The organism is Paracandidimonas lactea, assembly GCF_021653995.1.
In the GTDB taxonomy this organism is placed as follows: Bacteria; Pseudomonadota; Gammaproteobacteria; order Burkholderiales; family Burkholderiaceae_B; genus Allopusillimonas; species Allopusillimonas lactea.
On record NZ_JAJJOZ010000007.1, the window covers coordinates 38,648 to 54,344 of the forward strand.

At 64.6% G+C, this 15,697-nt stretch carries 14 protein-coding genes; 7 read left to right on the top strand and 7 right to left on the bottom strand.

What is annotated here, in order from left to right; all coding sequences use genetic code 11:
* The first annotated feature begins 46 nt into the window (after positions 1 to 46).
* The 4 genes from purE (at position 47) to LOL23_RS13170 (ending at position 3,506) form a co-directional block, all read left to right on the top strand.
* Positions 47 to 586 (top strand): 5-(carboxyamino)imidazole ribonucleotide mutase, encoded by a 540-nt coding sequence (gene purE / locus LOL23_RS13155; RefSeq protein ID WP_160978744.1) that lies wholly within the window; start codon positions 47 to 49, stop codon positions 584 to 586.
* A gap of 29 nt (positions 587 to 615) precedes the next feature.
* Positions 616 to 1,809, top strand: coding sequence for a 5-(carboxyamino)imidazole ribonucleotide synthase (locus LOL23_RS13160; protein ID WP_160978746.1), 1,194 nt, complete (start codon positions 616 to 618; stop codon positions 1,807 to 1,809).
* Positions 1,810 to 1,841: 32 nt separating this feature from the next.
* Positions 1,842 to 2,897: an L-threonylcarbamoyladenylate synthase gene (locus LOL23_RS13165; protein WP_439652098.1), complete on the top strand. Its 1,056-nt coding sequence runs from the start codon at positions 1,842 to 1,844 to the stop codon at positions 2,895 to 2,897.
* 159 nt (positions 2,898 to 3,056) lie between these two features.
* Positions 3,057 to 3,506, top strand: coding sequence for a MaoC family dehydratase (locus tag LOL23_RS13170; protein WP_160978748.1), 450 nt, complete (start codon positions 3,057 to 3,059; stop codon positions 3,504 to 3,506).
* 69 nt (positions 3,507 to 3,575) lie between these two features.
* Here the strand turns inward: LOL23_RS13170 and LOL23_RS13175 are convergent, their stop codons facing one another.
* Positions 3,576 to 4,805 (bottom strand): nucleoside recognition domain-containing protein, encoded by a 1,230-nt coding sequence (locus tag LOL23_RS13175; protein ID WP_160979308.1) that lies wholly within the window; start codon positions 4,803 to 4,805, stop codon positions 3,576 to 3,578.
* Between the two features lie 188 nt (positions 4,806 to 4,993).
* Between LOL23_RS13175 and LOL23_RS13180 the strand changes: the two genes are divergently transcribed.
* Positions 4,994 to 7,210, top strand: a complete 2,217-nt coding sequence (locus LOL23_RS13180) for an acyl-CoA dehydrogenase (RefSeq protein ID WP_160978750.1) — start codon at positions 4,994 to 4,996, stop codon at positions 7,208 to 7,210.
* Positions 7,211 to 7,311: 101 nt separating this feature from the next.
* On the opposite strand, the gene gloA is transcribed toward LOL23_RS13180, so the two are convergent.
* From gloA to glyQ, 6 genes are all read right to left on the bottom strand, one after another.
* A complete protein-coding gene (gloA, locus tag LOL23_RS13185; protein ID WP_160978752.1) occupies positions 7,312 to 7,707 on the bottom strand; it encodes a lactoylglutathione lyase in 396 nt (131 codons plus the stop codon).
* Positions 7,708 to 7,801: 94 nt separating this feature from the next.
* Positions 7,802 to 8,812, bottom strand: a complete 1,011-nt coding sequence (locus tag LOL23_RS13190; RefSeq protein ID WP_237173727.1) for a M48 family metallopeptidase — start codon at positions 8,810 to 8,812, stop codon at positions 7,802 to 7,804.
* Positions 8,799 to 9,530 (bottom strand): lysophospholipid acyltransferase family protein, encoded by a 732-nt coding sequence (locus LOL23_RS13195; RefSeq protein ID WP_255772764.1) that lies wholly within the window; start codon positions 9,528 to 9,530, stop codon positions 8,799 to 8,801. Before LOL23_RS13195 ends, LOL23_RS13190 begins: the two co-directional genes overlap by 14 nt.
* The gene (gmhB, locus tag LOL23_RS13200; protein WP_160978756.1) at positions 9,527 to 10,072 is read right to left on the bottom strand and encodes a D-glycero-beta-D-manno-heptose 1,7-bisphosphate 7-phosphatase; all 546 of its coding nucleotides are present in this window, start codon (positions 10,070 to 10,072) and stop codon (positions 9,527 to 9,529) included. Before gmhB ends, LOL23_RS13195 begins: the two co-directional genes overlap by 4 nt.
* On the bottom strand, positions 10,069 to 12,207 hold the full coding sequence (gene glyS, locus LOL23_RS13205; RefSeq protein ID WP_160978758.1) for a glycine--tRNA ligase subunit beta: 2,139 nt from the start codon (positions 12,205 to 12,207) through the stop codon (positions 10,069 to 10,071). Before glyS ends, gmhB begins: the two co-directional genes overlap by 4 nt.
* Positions 12,204 to 13,112 (bottom strand): glycine--tRNA ligase subunit alpha, encoded by a 909-nt coding sequence (gene glyQ / locus LOL23_RS13210; RefSeq protein WP_160978760.1) that lies wholly within the window; start codon positions 13,110 to 13,112, stop codon positions 12,204 to 12,206. The genes glyS and glyQ overlap by 4 nt, the downstream gene beginning before the upstream one ends.
* A 104-nt stretch (positions 13,113 to 13,216) precedes the next feature.
* Here glyQ and LOL23_RS13215 point away from each other — a divergent pair, with 104 nt between their 5' ends.
* Together LOL23_RS13215 and LOL23_RS13220 are read left to right on the top strand one after the other, a co-directional pair.
* Positions 13,217 to 13,984 carry a crotonase/enoyl-CoA hydratase family protein gene (locus LOL23_RS13215; protein ID WP_160978762.1) on the top strand — a complete coding sequence of 256 codons (768 nt, stop codon included), beginning with the start codon at positions 13,217 to 13,219 and terminating at the stop codon, positions 13,982 to 13,984.
* Between the two features lie 68 nt (positions 13,985 to 14,052).
* On the top strand, positions 14,053 to 15,579 hold the full coding sequence (locus LOL23_RS13220) for a fumarate hydratase (RefSeq protein ID WP_160978764.1): 1,527 nt from the start codon (positions 14,053 to 14,055) through the stop codon (positions 15,577 to 15,579).
* Positions 15,580 to 15,697 lie beyond the last annotated feature (118 nt).

Here is a 15,697-nt window from a genome sequence, read left to right on the forward strand (position 1 = left end):
TAGCGCCTGGCAGCGCCGCGCAGCGACGGCCAGGCAACATCACACAATGAGCGAACTGCCTACCAATCCATCCCGGGGCGCCGCACCCGAGGCCCAGCCTGTCGCCGGCATCATCATGGGGTCGTCCAGCGACTGGGACATCATGAAGCACGCCGTGACGGTGCTGGAAGAATTCGGCATTGCCTACGACGTGCGCGTCGTCTCAGCGCACCGCATGCCGCTCGACATGGTCGAGTATGGCGCCCAAGCGGCCGCGCGGGGCTTGCGCGGCATTATCGCGGGCGCGGGCGGCGCCGCCCACCTGCCGGGGATGATGGCAGCGCTCACGCCGGTGCCGGTATTCGGCGTGCCAGTGCCGTCGCGCTATTTGCGCGGCGAAGACTCCTTGCTGTCTATTGTGCAGATGCCTCGTGGGGTGCCGGTGGCTACGTTCGCCATCGGCGAGGCCGGTGCCGCCAATGCCGCACTGCACCTGGTTGCCTGCCTGGCGACGACGGATGCCGCCCTGCAGCAGCGGCTTGTGGATTACCGCAGCCGCCAGACCGAAGCCGCGCGCGCAATGGTTGTGCCGCCGCCAGCGGCCTGATTTCTTGAATACACACAGGTTCTTGATCCATGACTGATGGCGATTCCGCCTTTTATCTTGCGCCCGGTAGTTGGCTGGGCATGATCGGCGGCGGCCAGCTTGGCCGCATGTTCTGCCAAGCGGCGCAGAGCATGGGCTACAAGGTAGCCGTGCTCGACCCCGACGTGCACAGCCCGGCGGGGGCGGTGGCCGAACTATATATCCGCGCGGGCTATGACGACCCAGGCGGCCTGGCGCAGCTTTCCCAGCGCTGCCCCGCCATCAGCACCGAATTCGAAAACGTGCCGGCCACCAGCCTGGATGTGCTGGCGCGTACAAGCAAGGTCAGCCCGGGAGCACATGCGGTCGCCGTCGCGCAGGATCGCATCACCGAAAAGGCTTTCATTCAGAAAGCCGGCGTGCCTGTGGCGCCGCATGCGGCGATTCGCGCCGAGTCCGATCTCGCTGCCGCGCCTGTCACGCTCTATCCCGGCATTCTCAAGGCTGCTCGCCTGGGCTACGACGGCAAGGGGCAGGCACGTGTGCGCAATCACGATGAAGCGCTGGCGGCCTTTCGCAGTTTCGGCGGCGTGCCCTGTGTGCTAGAGGCCATGCTGCCGCTGGCGAGCGAGCTGTCGGTCGTCATGGCGCGCGGCCACGATGGCCAGGTCGCGTTTTATCCGTGTGCGCGCAATGAACATCGCGATGGCATCCTGGCGGTATCCACCGTTGACGCCGGCCGTGCGGGCGAGGCGGGCGACGAGACGCTGGATGGCCGTGCTGCGCGTGCTGCTGTGGCGATCGCCGAGGCGTTGGGCTATGTCGGTGTCATGTGCGTAGAGTTCTTCGTGCTTCGGGACGGCTCGCTGGTGGCGAACGAAATCGCGCCCCGGCCGCACAACAGCGGGCACTACACCATGGATGCCTGTGCCTGCAGTCAATTCGAACAGCAGGCCCGGGTCATGGCTGGGCTGCCGCTGGGCGACACCCGCTGCCTGGTGTCATCGGTGATGTTGAACATTCTGGGTGATGTATGGTTCGATCCCGCCACGGGGGCGCAGCGCGAACCCGACTGGCGTGCTGTGCTGGCCGTGCCGGGTGCGCGCCTGCATCTGTATGGCAAGGCTGAGGCGCGCCGAGGGCGCAAGATGGGCCACGTGAATATCGTTGGCGCTACGCTGGCCGAGGCCCAGGCGCGTACCGCCCGCGTGGCACAGGCCTTGGGCATTGCCTATCAGGCCTGAGCGCGGCCCGCCGTTCGCAACAGAGACCTTCAATGCCCTCACACAACGCTAAATCCGACGCTGAGGCGGCCGACATGGCCGGCATGCTGGCCGAAGGCGCGCGGCGCCTCGCCCAGGGGCGTCTGGTGGCCTTTCCGACGGAAACGGTTTACGGGCTGGGCGCTGATGCGGAAAACCCCGCTGCCATTGCCGCCATTTATGCGGCCAAGGGCAGGCCGTCGAATCACCCTGTGATCGTGCACGTTTCGCCTGAAGCCGATCTCTCTTACTGGGCCTCGTCCATTCCTGCCCAGGCGCGCGCGCTTATCCAAGCTTTCTGGCCCGGGCCTTTGACATTGATACTGCCGCGTGCCGCGCATGTGCCGGCGGCCGTCAGCGGCGGCCAGGACAGCGTGGGCCTGCGCTGTCCGTCGCATCCCGTGGCCCAGGCGCTGCTGCGTGAATTCGCGCGGCTCAAACCCTCGGGGCAGGGTGGCGTGGCCGCCCCCTCGGCCAATAAATTCGGCCAGGTTTCGCCCACGCTCGCGGCGCACGTACGGGCTGAGTTCCCCGAACTGGACGACGAGGCGCTGTTGGTGCTGGAAGGTGGGCCATCGCGCGTGGGGATAGAGTCCACCATCGTTGATTTGTCGCGGCTGGGCCAAGGGATAGGCCCGGTTCTGCTGCGGCCGGGTGGCATCACGGCTGCACAGCTTGCCGAGGTGCTGGGCTGCGAGCCGATGCGGCCCGATGCCGCCGCGCCGCGGGTATCCGGCTCGCTCAAGGCGCATTATGCGCCGCGCACGCCGCTTTCCATCGTGACGCGCGAGGCCATTGAGCAAATGGCCCGGCGCGGCAGTGCGGGCCACGCAGTGGCAGTGGTGTTCGACTCGCCGCCTCAGGCGGGCGCACCCACCGCGGGCAAGCAGGCACTGTCGTGGCATGTGTGCCCGCGTGATCCGGAGACCTATGCGCGCAATCTATATGCCATGCTGCGCGAGCTGGACGCGCAGGGCTATCGCCACATTTATCTGGAAGCGCCACCCAGGGATGAGGCGTGGCGAGCCGTCAACGACCGCATCGGGCGGGCCGCCGCTGCGTTTGACTGAGCCGGGCGCCATAGGAATACAGCTGGCAGGCCGCTCGATTCAGCGGATAATGGCCAGGGCGCGATGTGCGGTAAGCCGTTGCCCATGGGGTGCCTGCGCGCGCCCCGCAGAGTATTGCTACACTGTTAGGTTTGCACAAACCCGGAAAACGGTAGCGCCATGAAATATCAGGACTTCAAAGTCGGGATGGTAATCAAGCACGGGCCTGTGACTGTGGCCGAGGAAGAAATGATTTCCTTTGCCAAGTCCTATGATCCTCAGTGGTTCCACGTTGACGCCCCGCGTGCGCAGGAAAGCAGATGGGGCGGCTTGATCGCCAGCGGCTGGTTTACTTGCGGCCTGGCTATGCGCATGGCTGTAGAGTCTGTGCTCGAGGGGTCGGAGTCGTTTGGCTCGCCGGGGCTGGAAAAACTGCGCTGGCTCAAACCCGTGCGTGCCGGCGATGCGCTGCGGCTGGAGTCCAGGGTGGATTCGCTGCGCCGTTCTGAATCACGCACCGAGCTCGGCATCATGCGTTGGTCGTGGCTGGTGTACAACCAGCACGACGAGCAGGTGCTGGACGTTCAGGTGACCAGCATGTTCGACCTGGGCGGCGAACAGCCCGCCTGAGCCTGGCGGGCGCATGGCTGCTAGGCCGTCATTTGCCCGGCCGTGCGCCACGCCCCAGCGGCGCCGCGTTTAGCCAAAAAACCAATAACACACGGCAATCGACGCCAACACGCCGGCGAGGTCGGCGACCACGGCGCAGCCCACGGCGTGGCGTGCGCGCTGTATGCCGACTGCGCCAAAATACACCGCCAACACATAAAACGTGGTTTCTGTGCTGCCCTGTACGGTGGCAGCCATCAGGGCGGGAAAGCTATCCACCCCGTAGTGCTGCATGGTTTCGATGAGCAGGGCGCGCGCGGCGCTGCCCGAAAATGGCTTGACCAGCGCAGTGGGCAGGGCATCGACAAACCGTGTATCCAGCCCCAGCGCGCTGACAGCCCAGCGCACTGCGTCCAGGAGGATGTCCAGCGCCCCGGAGGCACGCAGCACGCCGATGGCGCACAGCATGGCGACCAGGTAGGGCAGCAGGTCGCGCGCAATATTGAACCCATCTTTGGCGCCTTCGATGAAACACTCGTAGACGGCCACCTTTTTGCGCGCGCCGGCAAGCAGAAACAGCATGATGATGCCGAACAGGGTGAGATTGCCCAACAGCGACGACATGGCGGCGACTGCGGCACTGCTGAGCGAGGCCAGCACGGCCATCAAGCCGCCCAGCACCAGCGCCAGGCCGCCCAGCCACGCCAGTACGACTGGGTCGTACAGCCGCAAGCGCTGCATGAAGGCGACTGCAAGCAGCCCCGCCAATGTCGAGCAGGTGGTGGCCAGCAGAATTGGCAGGAACACCATGGCTGGGTCTGGCGCGCCTTGCTGGGCGCGGTACATGAAAATGGTGACCGGCAACAGCGTCAGCGACGAAGAGTTGAGCACCAGGAACAGAATTTGCGCATTGGTGGCGGTCTTGGGGTCGGGGTTGAGGGTTTGCAGCTCGCGCATGGCGCGCAGGCCTATCGGGGTGGCTGCATTGTCCAGACCCAGCCCGTTGGCAGCGAAGTTCAGCGTGATCAGGCCCAGTGCGGGGTGGCCGCGCGGCACCCCCGGCATCAGACGGGCGAACAGCGGCGCCAGGATGCGGCCGAGGCGTTCCACCAACCCAGCTGCTTCGGCGATGCGCAGAAACCCAAGCCAGAGGGTCAGCGTGCCGAACAACAGGATCATTACCTGAACCGACAGTTCGGCCATTTCGAACAGGCCCTGGACCAGGCGTGCGAAAACCTCGCCGTCGTGCAGGATGATCCACTGATATAGCCCCGCCAGCGAGGCGACAATGAAAAAGGCGAGCCAGAGCGTATTGAGCATGAGCGGTGGATGATGGGCGGAGCGCTTCATCGCAAAGCGCAAGGTGCGGCGGTATCCCGCCCCGCATGCTGCCAAGGCAGGAAGGAAGGCTTGATTGTCGCAGACAATCATGGGTGGCGTCTGCAGGTTCGCGCGGGCTGGGGATTCCGTGGATAATGAATATATCCGACGTTCGTTTCGAGGGCATTATGGATTGGAGAGCTTGGCGCAGGCGCTGGTTGACTGAACCCTTGTATCGCATGGGCCGCAAAGCCATGCCGACGCTATCGCCCACAGAACAAGCTGCTATTGATGCCGGTGATGTCTGGTGGGATGCGCAGTTGTTCTCGGGTGCGCCCGATTGGCACGCCATGCTCGATCTCCCGCCCGTGAGCCTCACCGAAGAAGAGCAGGCCTTCATGGATGGCCCGGTGGCGCAGGTGTGCCGGATGCTGGATGACTGGCGTATCACGTGGCACGACGCCGATCTGCCGCCGGAGGCCTGGGGCTTTCTGAAGGCGCACGGCTTCTTTGGCATGATCATTCCCAAAGAATACGGCGGCCTGGGTTTTTCGCCCTACGCGCATTCCGAAGTGGTGCGCCAGATCTCCGTGCGCTCGGTCACTGCCGCAGTCACCGTGATGGTGCCCAATTCGCTGGGCCCGGGCGAGCTGTTGATGCAGTTCGGCACCGACGCGCAGCGCAGGCACTGGTTGCCGCGCCTGGCCAGCGGCCAGGAAATCCCGTGCTTCGGCCTCACCAGCCCCGAGGCCGGCTCCGACGCCGCATCCATGGTGGATACCGGGGTTGTGTGCCGCAGGTTGGTGGATGGCGTCGATCAGCTCGGCATCCTGCTGAACTGGCGCAAACGCTACATTACGCTGGCGCCGGTTGCAACGGTGCTGGGGCTCGCTTTCAAGCTGCTTGATCCCGACCATCTGCTGGGCCCCGACGACGCCCCAGGTATTTCCGTGGCACTGGTGCCTACCAACCTGCCTGGCGTCACGATCGGCCGGCGCCACCTGCCGGCCATGCAGTCTTTCCAGAACGGTCCCACCGAAGGTCATGATGTGTTCGTACCCATCGACGCGCTGATCGGCGGGCCGGCACAGGCCGGCAAGGGCTGGCAAATGCTTATGAGCGCCCTGGCGGCCGGGCGCGGCATCTCACTGCCATCGCTGTCGGCGGCGGCTTGCGTGTTTGCCGCCCATACCGCGGGTGCCTACGCCCGCGTGCGCACGCAGTTCGGCATTCCCATCGGCAAGTTCGAGGGCGTTCAAGAAAAACTCGGCCATCTGGCAGCCAATGCTTATCTGGTCGAGGCCGCCCGGCGCTTTACCTGCGCCGGCCTGGCCACAGGCATCAAGCCTGCTGTGGTGTCCGCCATCATGAAGCTGCATGCCACTGAACGCATGCGCCAGTCTGTCAACGATGCCATGGATATCCATGCCGGCAAGGCGGTGATCGACGGCCCCAGCAATTACCTGGGGGGCTTGTACCGCGCGTTGCCTGTCGCCATTACTGTCGAGGGCGCCAACATCCTTACGCGCAACCTCATTGTGTTCGGGCAGGGGGCGATCCGCGCCCATCCCTATTTGATGCAAGAAATCGCGGCTCTCAACGACATCGATGAAGCGCGCGGTGAAGACGTCTTCGATGCAGTCATCTGGCGTCATCTGGCGCACAGCGCCCGTAATACGCTGCGCGCGGTCGGCACTGGCTGGACGGCCGGGCATTTCGCCTTCGCCCCCTCCGGGGTGGGCGCAGCGGCACCTTATTATCGCGGCTTGGCGCGCTGGACGGCCGCCTTCTCGCTGGTGTCTGAAGTAGCCTTGCTGACGCTGGGCGGCAGCCTCAAGCGCAAAGAAATGCTGTCTGCGCGCCTGGGCGACATTCTGGCCGAGCTGTTTCTGATTTCCGCCGTGCTCAAGCGCTGGCACGACGAAGGCAACCACGATGCCGACTTGCCTCTGGTGCGTCAGTGCACGTTGCAAGGCTTCTACGCGATTGACAGGCGCATGGACGAGCTGCTCGCCAACCTGCCGTCGCGCCCCGCGGCTTGGCTGCTGCGCATCTTGCTGCTGCCGCCCTGGTCGCGTGCCAAGCGGCCGACCGACGACACCACTGCGGCCTGCGCGCAGATCCTGCTTGAACCCTCCACTGCACGCGACCGTCTGGTGGGCGCCGTCTGGGAAGGGCATGACAGCGCCAGTGTCGAGCTGCTGGAGCGTGCCTTTGAACTGATGGTAGATGTGCGCCCCTTGCAGGATCGCCTGCGAGAGGCAGGCCTGTCCGATTGGCGGAAGGCCCGCGCGCATGGCGCCATCACCGAAGAGCAGGCGCACATGCTGGAGGCGGCCGAAGCAGCGGTTGCGGCGGTCATCGAGGTGGATGATTTCGACCCCGAAGCCTTGAAGCGGCCGTAGGCCTAGGCCTACGCTTAGGCGCCGGCGTACGGCCCGGCAGGCGGTGGGCGCCCGCAATCGCAGCGCGGGCAGGCCCGGTGTTGCGGGCCGTGTGCATCCGCTCAGTCGTTGCGGCCCTTGCGCTGGATCAGCTCGATCTTGTAGCCGTCGGGGTCTTCCACGAATGCGATCACCGTGGTGCCATGTTTCATGGGGCCCGCTTCGCGCACGACATTGCCGCCTTTTTCTTTGATGCGCGCACAGGCGTCATAGGCATTGTCTACCTCAAGGGCGATATGGCCGTATCCCGAGCCCAGGTCGTAGCTGTCTGTATCCCAGTTATGGGTCAGCTCGATGACCGCGCCGTGTTCTTCGTCCTGGTAGCCCACAAAGGCGAGTGTGAACTTGCCGTCGGGGTAGTCTTTGCGGCGCAGCAGGCGCATGCCCAGCACATCGGTGTAAAAAGCCAGCGAGCGGTCGAGGTTGCCCACGCGCAGCATGGTGTGAAGTAAGCGCATTGAATGCTCTCCTGATAAAACGTTATGAAGAACGAGAGCAGTGTATCAGGCTGGGTCAATTGACAGTGGCTGCGACTCGGACTTGCTCGGCCGATCAAATCAAGGGGAGCGACCCTGGATCGTGCTGGCGCAGCACGTCGCGCGATTTCTCGAAGCCGGGCAGGATGATGCCGACTTCGCGCCAAAAGGCAGGGCTGTGGTTGAGGTGGCGCAGGTGGGCAACTTCGTGGGCGATGACGTAGTCGATGACGTCGTGGCTGAAGTGAATCAGCCGCCAGTTGAGCATGATGTTGCCGTCGCTGCTGCATGAGCCCCAGCGTGTGGCGGCGGAGGACAGGCGCCATTTGCGGATGGCCAGGCCGTTGGTTTCAAGGAAATGTTGCAGGCGTGGGCCGAACCAGGTGCGCGCCTGGTGTTGCAGCCAGGCATGAGCGCTGTCGCGCACGCGGGATTGGTCTGCACCCGCGGGCAGCGGCAATGTCAGGGTGTCGCCCGCTTGCGGCAGGAAGGGGCTGCCACTGAAGTCGGCGGTGCGGCGGGCGCCGTCCAGTTGGAGCACAATACGGGCGCCCAGGTAGGGCAGGGTGCCGCCGTGCAGCCATTGGGTGTCGGCGGTGGCAAGCTGCGCTTTGCGTTGATGGCGGATGCGCAGCTTGCCGATGATCCAGCGCGATTTTTCGATGACAGCGGCATCCACTTGGGCCAGTGTGACCCAATTGGGCGCGATGACCTGCAGGCCGCTGTCGTCCACCGTAAGCCCGATGCTTTTGCGGCGCGAGCGGCGCAGCACAAAGCCAATCGTTTGTTCGGGGGTGGCGACTTCGCGCCAGCGCGCATTCATGGGCAGGCTGGCGGGTTGCGGCGTGGGCACTGCCAACCCTGGCGTTGTTGGGCGCGAAGGTGTTTTGACGGGAGGCGTAGCACGGGGCGGCGTGGGTGGGCCGCCCGGCGAGGCGTGCAGGCCCCGGGCTCCACGCGGCGGCAGCCGATAGGGCGAGGGAGACAGGGGCGGGGCCGCCTGCTCCGGCTCGATGGTTTCGCGCTGGCCTGCGCCAGCCGGCGCGCTCAGTGCGCCGAAAAGATCCAGTTGCTCATGTGCGTTCATAACGCTCGGGGTTGAGCACCCGCATTTCGCCTTCGATCCAGCCTTTCACCTTTTCGTTGAACTCGTCGGCCGTCAAACCGTCGGGATGGATCAAGGGGCCGAAAGAAATGGTGACGACGCCCGGCTTCTTGAGAAAGGCCCGGCGCGGCCATAATTCGCCGGCATTATGCGCAACGGGGATTACCGGGGTGCCCGTTCGTGTGGCCAGCAGCGCGCCCCCCAACTTATACCGGCCTGTTTTGCCCGGGGCGATGCGGGTGCCCTCGGGGAACAGAACAGGCCAGCGGCCGGCCCGGATGCGGTCCCCCCCGATACGGATGACTTGCTCGAAGGCATCGCGCCCCTTGGCGCGGTTGATGGGGATCATGCGCAACAGCGCCAGGCCCCAGCCAAAGAAGGGCACCAGGTGCAGTTCTCTCTTGTACACAAAGCACACTTCGCGCGGCATCATGGCAGGGAAAAACAAGGTTTCCCAGGCTGACTGATGCTTGGACAGAATAATGGCCGGGCCATCGGGCAGGTTTTCCCAGCCCTTGACCCGCCAGCGTATGCCCAGGATAAAGCGGGCGCCCCACAGCGCCAGGCGAGGCCAGCCTGCGGTAAGGCGGTAGCGCCACCGCAGCGGTAGCGGCGCCCACAGCACACAGGCGATGGCATAGGGGATGACGGTGATGATCAGGAAGGCCTGATAAAGTACTGCGCGCAGGATGCCGATCATGATGCCTCGCCATCCAGCCAGGCATCGACCACAGCCGCCAGGTTTTTGCCAACGTGGGTGCCGGCCGGTAGTTTGCCTTGAGCCTGGGTTTTGGCGCCCTTGCCGGTAAGCACCAGCCAAGGCGTGCAGCCTAAGGCTGCGGCGGCTTGCAGGTCGCGCAGTGAATCGCCCACGGCCGGGACGCCGGCCAGGTTGATTTCGTAGCGGTGGCTGATGTCTTCGAACAAGCCCGATTTCGGCTTACGGCAGGCGCAGCCGTCGTCGGGCCCGTGCGGGCACACGAAGATGGCGTCGATGGTGCCGCCGGCCATGGCAACTTCGCGCCGCATCTTGGCATGGATGGCGTTGAGCGTATCCATGCTGAACAGGCCGCGGGCAATGCCAGACTGGTTGCTGGCGACAACCACGCGCCAGCCCGCATTGGTCAGGCGTGCGATGGCCTCGAGGCTGCCGGGCACGGGTATCCATTCGTCCGGGCTTTTGATGAAGGCGTCGCTGTCTTCATTGATGACGCCGTCGCGGTCAAGGATGGCGAGCTTCACCGCGCGAGCCTCGATATATCGGCGACCTGGTTCATGAGGCCATGCAGGTTGGCCAGCAGGGCCAGCCGATTGGCGCGCACGGCAGGGTCGTCCGCCATGACCATGACACTGGTGAAGAAGTCATCGACGGCATCGCGCGCCTGGGCCATGGTGGCCAGGCTGGCCGCGAACTCGCCGTGTTCGAACTGTGCACGCGCCTGAGGTGCAAGCTTATCGATCACTGCGCCCAAGGCCTGTTCGGCCGGTTCGAGCAGGCGCACGGTGTCGACCGCGCCTGGCTCGGTATCAGCTTTTTTGAGCAGATTGGCGATGCGCTTGTTGGCGGCGGCCAGGCTTTCGGCCTCGGGGCGGCCGGCAAACTGGGCGCAGGCTTCGATGCGGGCGTGAACCTGATGCAGCGGCGGCGACAGGGCCAGCACGGCGTCGACCACATTGCGGTCGTGGTCGGTCGCAAGCTGATTACGGTAGCGTTCGTAGATGAAGGCTTCGATTTCATCGGTGGCGCTGGCGGCAATCACACCGTCGGGGAAGGTGGCGGCGCTGGCTCGCAGCAGGCCTGCCAGGGGCAGGGCCTGCCCGTCGGCCGGGTCCAGGTAGCCGCCCGCCAGCAATTGCTCGTAGGCGCTGATCAGGCCCAGCGCCGCACGGCGCAGGCCGAAGGGATCGCGCTCGCCCGTGGGCTGAAGGCCGATGCCCCAGATGCCCACCAGTGTTTCGACGCGGTCGGCAATGAACAGGGCAGCGCTGGTGAGCGTGTCTGGCGTGACGGGGGCGTCCATGCGAACGCGGTACTGATCGCCGATGGCGCGCACGACATCAGCCTGTTCGCCGTCGCCCGCCGCATAGTAGGCGCCCATGACACCCTGCAGCTCGGGGAATTCGCCCACCATGCTGGCGTTGAGATCGGCCTTGGCAAGCAGGGCGGCGCGATCCGCATGGGCGGCGTTGCTGCCCAACTGTTGCGCCACCTGGACGGCGACCTTGCGCACACGCGCTACGCGGTCGAGCTGCGAACCCAGCTTGTTGTGATAGACGCTGCCGGCCAGCGCCTGCACGCGGTCGGCCAGGCGTACTTTGCGGTCGGTGTCGAAGAAGAAGCGCGCGTCGGCCAGGCGGGGCCGCACCACGCGCTGGTTGCCTTCGATGATGTTGGCGGGGCTGGCCACCTGCATGTTGCTGACGATCAGGAAGCGGTTGGTAAGCCTGCCGCCTGCCGGCTCGAAGAGTGGGAAGTACTTTTGATTCAGCCGCATCGTGAGGATGAGGCATTCTTGAGGCACGTCGAGAAACTGGGCTTCGAACTCGCCAACGTAAACCGTGGGGTGCTCTACCAGGGCAGTGACTTCGTCGAGCAGGGCGTCGACCTCGGGGCCTTCACCCAGGGAGGCGCCCAACTCGCCCGCGCGGGCCAGCAACTGGTCAAGGATCTGCGCGCGACGCTCGGTGAACGAGGCCACCACCTTGCCTTCCTCAGCCAGTTGCGCTTCATACGCGGTGGCGTCGTGGAAGACGATGTCGTCGCTTGACATGAAGCGGTGGCCCAGCGTGCTGCGACCGGCTGACAAGCCCAGCGCTTCTACGGGCACCACGTGTTCGCCCCACAACGCAACCAAGCGGTGCGCCGGGCGCACAAACTTGACACTGGTGACGCCGTCGGCCAGTTGATAGCGCATCACCTTGGGGATGGGCAGGTTGGCCACTGCGTAGTCCAGGGCTTCTTGCAGGCCTTCGGCCAGGGTTTTGCCCTGCGCCACACCCTGCGCGTAAAGGTAGTCTTGCTTGCCGTCGGATTCGCGCACGAGCCCGCTGGCCGTGAGATGCCCCAGGCCTTTGGCGGCCAGCTTCTTGGCCAGCGCGGGCAGGATCTCGCCCGCTTCGGACAGGCCGATCTTGGCGGGCATGAGTTTTTCGGTATAGGGCTGGTCGGGTGCGCGTTCGCGCACGGCGCTCAGGCGCACGGCTAGGCGGCGCGGTGTGGCGAAGTCGGTGACCGTGGCGGTGTCTTCAAGCAGATGATGCTGGGCCAGCACCTTGCGCACGGCGTCGGCGAAGGCTTGCCCCAAGCGATTGAGTGCCTTGGGGGGGAGTTCTTCGGTGAACAGTTCAAGCAGCAGAGGGTGGACGGCGGCGCTCATTGTGCGGCCTCCGCCTGGGACTGGGCCAACATGGGAAATCCTAGGGTTTCGCGTGAATCGTAATAAGCCTGGGCCACCGCGCGCGACAGGTTGCGGATGCGGCCGATGTAGGCGGCGCGTTCGGTGACGCTGATGGCGCCGCGCGCGTCGAGCAGGTTGAAGGTGTGGGCGGCCTTGAGGGTTGCTTCGTAGGCCGGCAAGGCCAGTGGCACCGCAATCAAGCGCTGGGCTTCGGCTTCGTAGTCGTCGAAGTGCGCGAACAGCATGGTGGTGTTCGCATGCTCGAAGTTATACGTGGACTGTTCGACCTCGTTTTGATGGAAGACGTCGCGGTACAGCACAGCACGGCCATCGGGGGTGTGCGTCCAGATCAGGTCGTACACGCTTTCGACGCCCTGCAGGTACATGGCCAGGCGTTCGAGACCGTAGGTGATTTCGCCGGTGGTGGGGGTGCAGTCCAGCCCGCCCACTTGCTGGAAATAGGTGAATTGGGTGACTTCCATGCCGTTGAGCCAGACTTCCCACCCCAAGCCCCAGGCGCCCAGCGTGGGGTTTTCCCAGTCGTCTTCGACAAAGCGGATGTCGTGTTCGCGCGGGTTGATGCCCAGCGCCTCGAGCGAGCCGATGTACAGGTCGAGAATATTGGGCGGCGCAGGCTTGAGTACCACTTGGTACTGGTAATAATGCTGCAGGCGGTTGGGGTTTTCGCCGTATCGGCCGTCTTTGGGGCGGCGCGATGGCTGTACATAGGCGGCGCGCCAGGGCTCGGGCCCGATGGCGCGCAGGAAGGTGGCCGTGTGCGAGGTACCGGCGCCCACTTCCATGTCATAGGGCTGCAGCAGTGCGCAACCCTGGCGATCCCAATATTGCTGTAGCGTTAAAATGAGGTGCTGAAAAGTGAGCATGTACGAAGGCCGAAAGGCGAGAAGCCGCAAAAGGCTTCGATTTTAACTCACTCCCCTAGTAGCTCCATCGCCGCCCCCACGCGGCGGCCAACCGAGGATTGTTCATGTCTGACCTGGTCAAAACCGAAATTCGGGAAGGTGTCCTGATTATCACAATCAACCGCCCCGAGGCGCGCAATGCGATCAACTATGACACTGCGCAGCAACTGGCGGCGGCGTTTGATGCGCTGGATCAGGACGACAGCATTGTCATTGGCGTTCTGACCGGCGCCGAGGGTACTTTCTGTTCGGGCATGGATCTGAAGGCGTTCGCCAAGACGGGCCAACGCCCGTACGCGGGCGACCGAGGTTTTGCGGGCATTTGTGAGCGCCCGCCCAGCAAGCCCCTGATCGCCGCCATCGAAGGCTATGCGCTGGCAGGTGGTTTCGAGATTGCGCTGGCTTGCGACATGCTGGTGGCCGCTACCAACGCAAAATTCGGCCTGCCCGAAGTCAAGCGCGGTATTGTTCCGGGCTCTGGCGGCATGCTGCGCCTGCCCAGCCGCATGCCCTACCACATCGCGATGGAGGCGGTGCTGACCGGCGAAATGTTCTCCGCCGAACGCGCGCATGGCTACGGCCTGGTCAATCGCCTGGTCGAACCCGGTCAGGCGCTGGACGGCGCCCTTGATCTGGCGCGGTTGGTGGCGGCCAACGGCCCGTTGGCTGTGCGTACCGCCAAGTCCATCGTCACACAGTCGCGCGACTGGCGCCAGGCCGATATGTTCGACCTGCAGCGTCCCCGCATTGCGCATATTTTTACCTCGGCTGATGCAAAAGAAGGCGCGACCGCCTTTGCCGAGAAGCGCAAAGCTGTGTGGACGGGCAAGTAACAGACGTATTTCCACATCGACCCGGCGGGCTGCCTGCGGCCCGCCATTTTCACGATTGAGCCTGACCTATGACGACCATCATCAAAGAAGATGACCTGATCCAGTCCGTTGCCGACGCGGTGCAGTTCATCAGCTATTACCACCCTGCCGATTACATCCAGCACCTGGCGCGCGCCTACGAGCGCGAGCAGAGCCCAGCTGCCAAGGATGCGATCGCGCAGATCCTCACCAACTCGCGCATGTGCGCCGAAGGCAAGCGTCCCATCTGTCAGGACACCGGCGTGGTGAACGTGTTCCTGAAGATCGGCATGGACGTGCGCATCGACAGTAAGCGCGGCATGCAGGAATTGTGCGACGAAGGCGTGCGCCGGGGCTACCTAAACCCTGACAACCCGCTACGCGCCTCTATCCTCACTGATCCGCTCTTCACGCGCAAGAACACGCGCGACAACACGCCCTGTATTGTCTCGGTCGAGCTTGTCGAAGGCGACAAGGTCGACGTGCAGGTGGCTGCCAAGGGCGGCGGCTCCGAGAACAAATCCAAGTTCGTCATGCTCAACCCCAGCGATTCGCTGGTCGATTGGGTGCTCAAGACGGTGCCGACCATGGGCGCGGGCTGGTGCCCTCCCGGCATGCTGGGCATAGGCGTGGGCGGCACGGCCGAAAAAGCCATGCTGCTGGCCAAGCAGTCGCTGATGGAAGACATCGATATGTACGAGCTGCTGCAGCGCGGGCCGCAGAACAAGCTCGAAGAGCTGCGCATCGAGCTCTATGAAAAGGTCAATGCCTTGGGCATCGGCGCCCAGGGGCTGGGCGGCCTGACCACGGTGCTGGATATCAAGATCAACACCTTCCCGACCCACGCGGCCTCCAAGCCTGTGGCCATGATCCCCAACTGTGCCGCTACGCGTCACGTGCATTTCGTGCTGGACGGCTCCGGCCCAGCCGCGCTCACACCGCCCCCGCTGTCCACCTGGCCCGACGTGCATTGGGCGCCCGACTACAACAAGTCGCAGCAGGTCGACCTGAATACGCTTACCCCCGAGCAGGTGGCAAGCTGGAAACCCGGCCAGACGTTGCTGCTGTCAGGAAAGATGCTGACGGGCCGCGATGCGGCGCACAAGCGCATCCAGGACATGCTGGCCAATGGCGAGAAGCTGCCGGTGGACTTCACCAATCGCGTCATTTACTATGTCGGCCCGGTCGACCCGGTGCGCGAAGAAGTGGTGGGCCCCGCCGGCCCCACAACGGCCACCCGCATGGACAAGTTCACCGACATGATGCTCGAACAGACTGGCCTGATCGCCATGATCGGCAAGGCCGAGCGCGGCCCGGTTGCCGTCGAATCTATCCGCAAGCACAAGTCGGCTTACCTGATGGCAGTGGGCGGCTCGGCCTATCTGGTGTCCAAGGCCATTCGCGGCGCCAAGATCGTGGCTTTCGAAGACCTGGGCATGGAAGCTATCTACGAGTTCGACGTCAAGGACATGCCGGTGACGGTGGCCGTCGATTCGCAAGGCGTGTCGGTCCACGATACCGGCCCGCGCGAATGGAAAGCTCGAATCGCCGAGATTCCGTTGGTTCCGGTGGCCTGATCCAGGCAGTAAGCCCCCACAGGGGCTGTCAACGAGTCCGGGGGCGACCAGGCCGGGCAGGCGGGCCCCGCCCGGCCTGCCCGGTTCTCCGCTTTGGCCCCTCTCCTGGGCCTTTTCA

Bases quoted from the DNA above. Each gene is read 5' to 3' on its own strand.
- LOL23_RS13160 (WP_160978746.1), top strand. From the start codon at position 616: ATGACTGATGGCGATTCCGCCTTTTATCTTGCGCCCGGTAGTTGGCTG.
- purE (WP_160978744.1), top strand. From the start codon at position 47: ATGAGCGAACTGCCTACCAATCCATCCCGGGGCGCCGCACCCGAGGCC.
- LOL23_RS13220 (WP_160978764.1), top strand. From the start codon at position 14,053: ATGACGACCATCATCAAAGAAGATGACCTGATCCAGTCCGTTGCCGAC.
- glyS (WP_160978758.1), bottom strand. From the start codon at position 12,207: ATGAGCGCCGCCGTCCACCCTCTGCTGCTTGAACTGTTCACCGAAGAA.
- LOL23_RS13195 (WP_255772764.1), bottom strand. From the start codon at position 9,530: ATGATCGGCATCCTGCGCGCAGTACTTTATCAGGCCTTCCTGATCATC.
- LOL23_RS13215 (WP_160978762.1), top strand. From the start codon at position 13,217: ATGTCTGACCTGGTCAAAACCGAAATTCGGGAAGGTGTCCTGATTATC.
- LOL23_RS13165 (WP_439652098.1), top strand. From the start codon at position 1,842: ATGCCCTCACACAACGCTAAATCCGACGCTGAGGCGGCCGACATGGCC.
- gloA (WP_160978752.1), bottom strand. From the start codon at position 7,707: ATGCGCTTACTTCACACCATGCTGCGCGTGGGCAACCTCGACCGCTCG.
- LOL23_RS13175 (WP_160979308.1), bottom strand. From the start codon at position 4,805: ATGCTCAATACGCTCTGGCTCGCCTTTTTCATTGTCGCCTCGCTGGCG.
- glyQ (WP_160978760.1), bottom strand. From the start codon at position 13,112: ATGCTCACTTTTCAGCACCTCATTTTAACGCTACAGCAATATTGGGAT.
- LOL23_RS13190 (WP_237173727.1), bottom strand. From the start codon at position 8,812: ATGAACGCACATGAGCAACTGGATCTTTTCGGCGCACTGAGCGCGCCG.
- LOL23_RS13180 (WP_160978750.1), top strand. From the start codon at position 4,994: ATGGATTGGAGAGCTTGGCGCAGGCGCTGGTTGACTGAACCCTTGTAT.
- LOL23_RS13170 (WP_160978748.1), top strand. From the start codon at position 3,057: ATGAAATATCAGGACTTCAAAGTCGGGATGGTAATCAAGCACGGGCCT.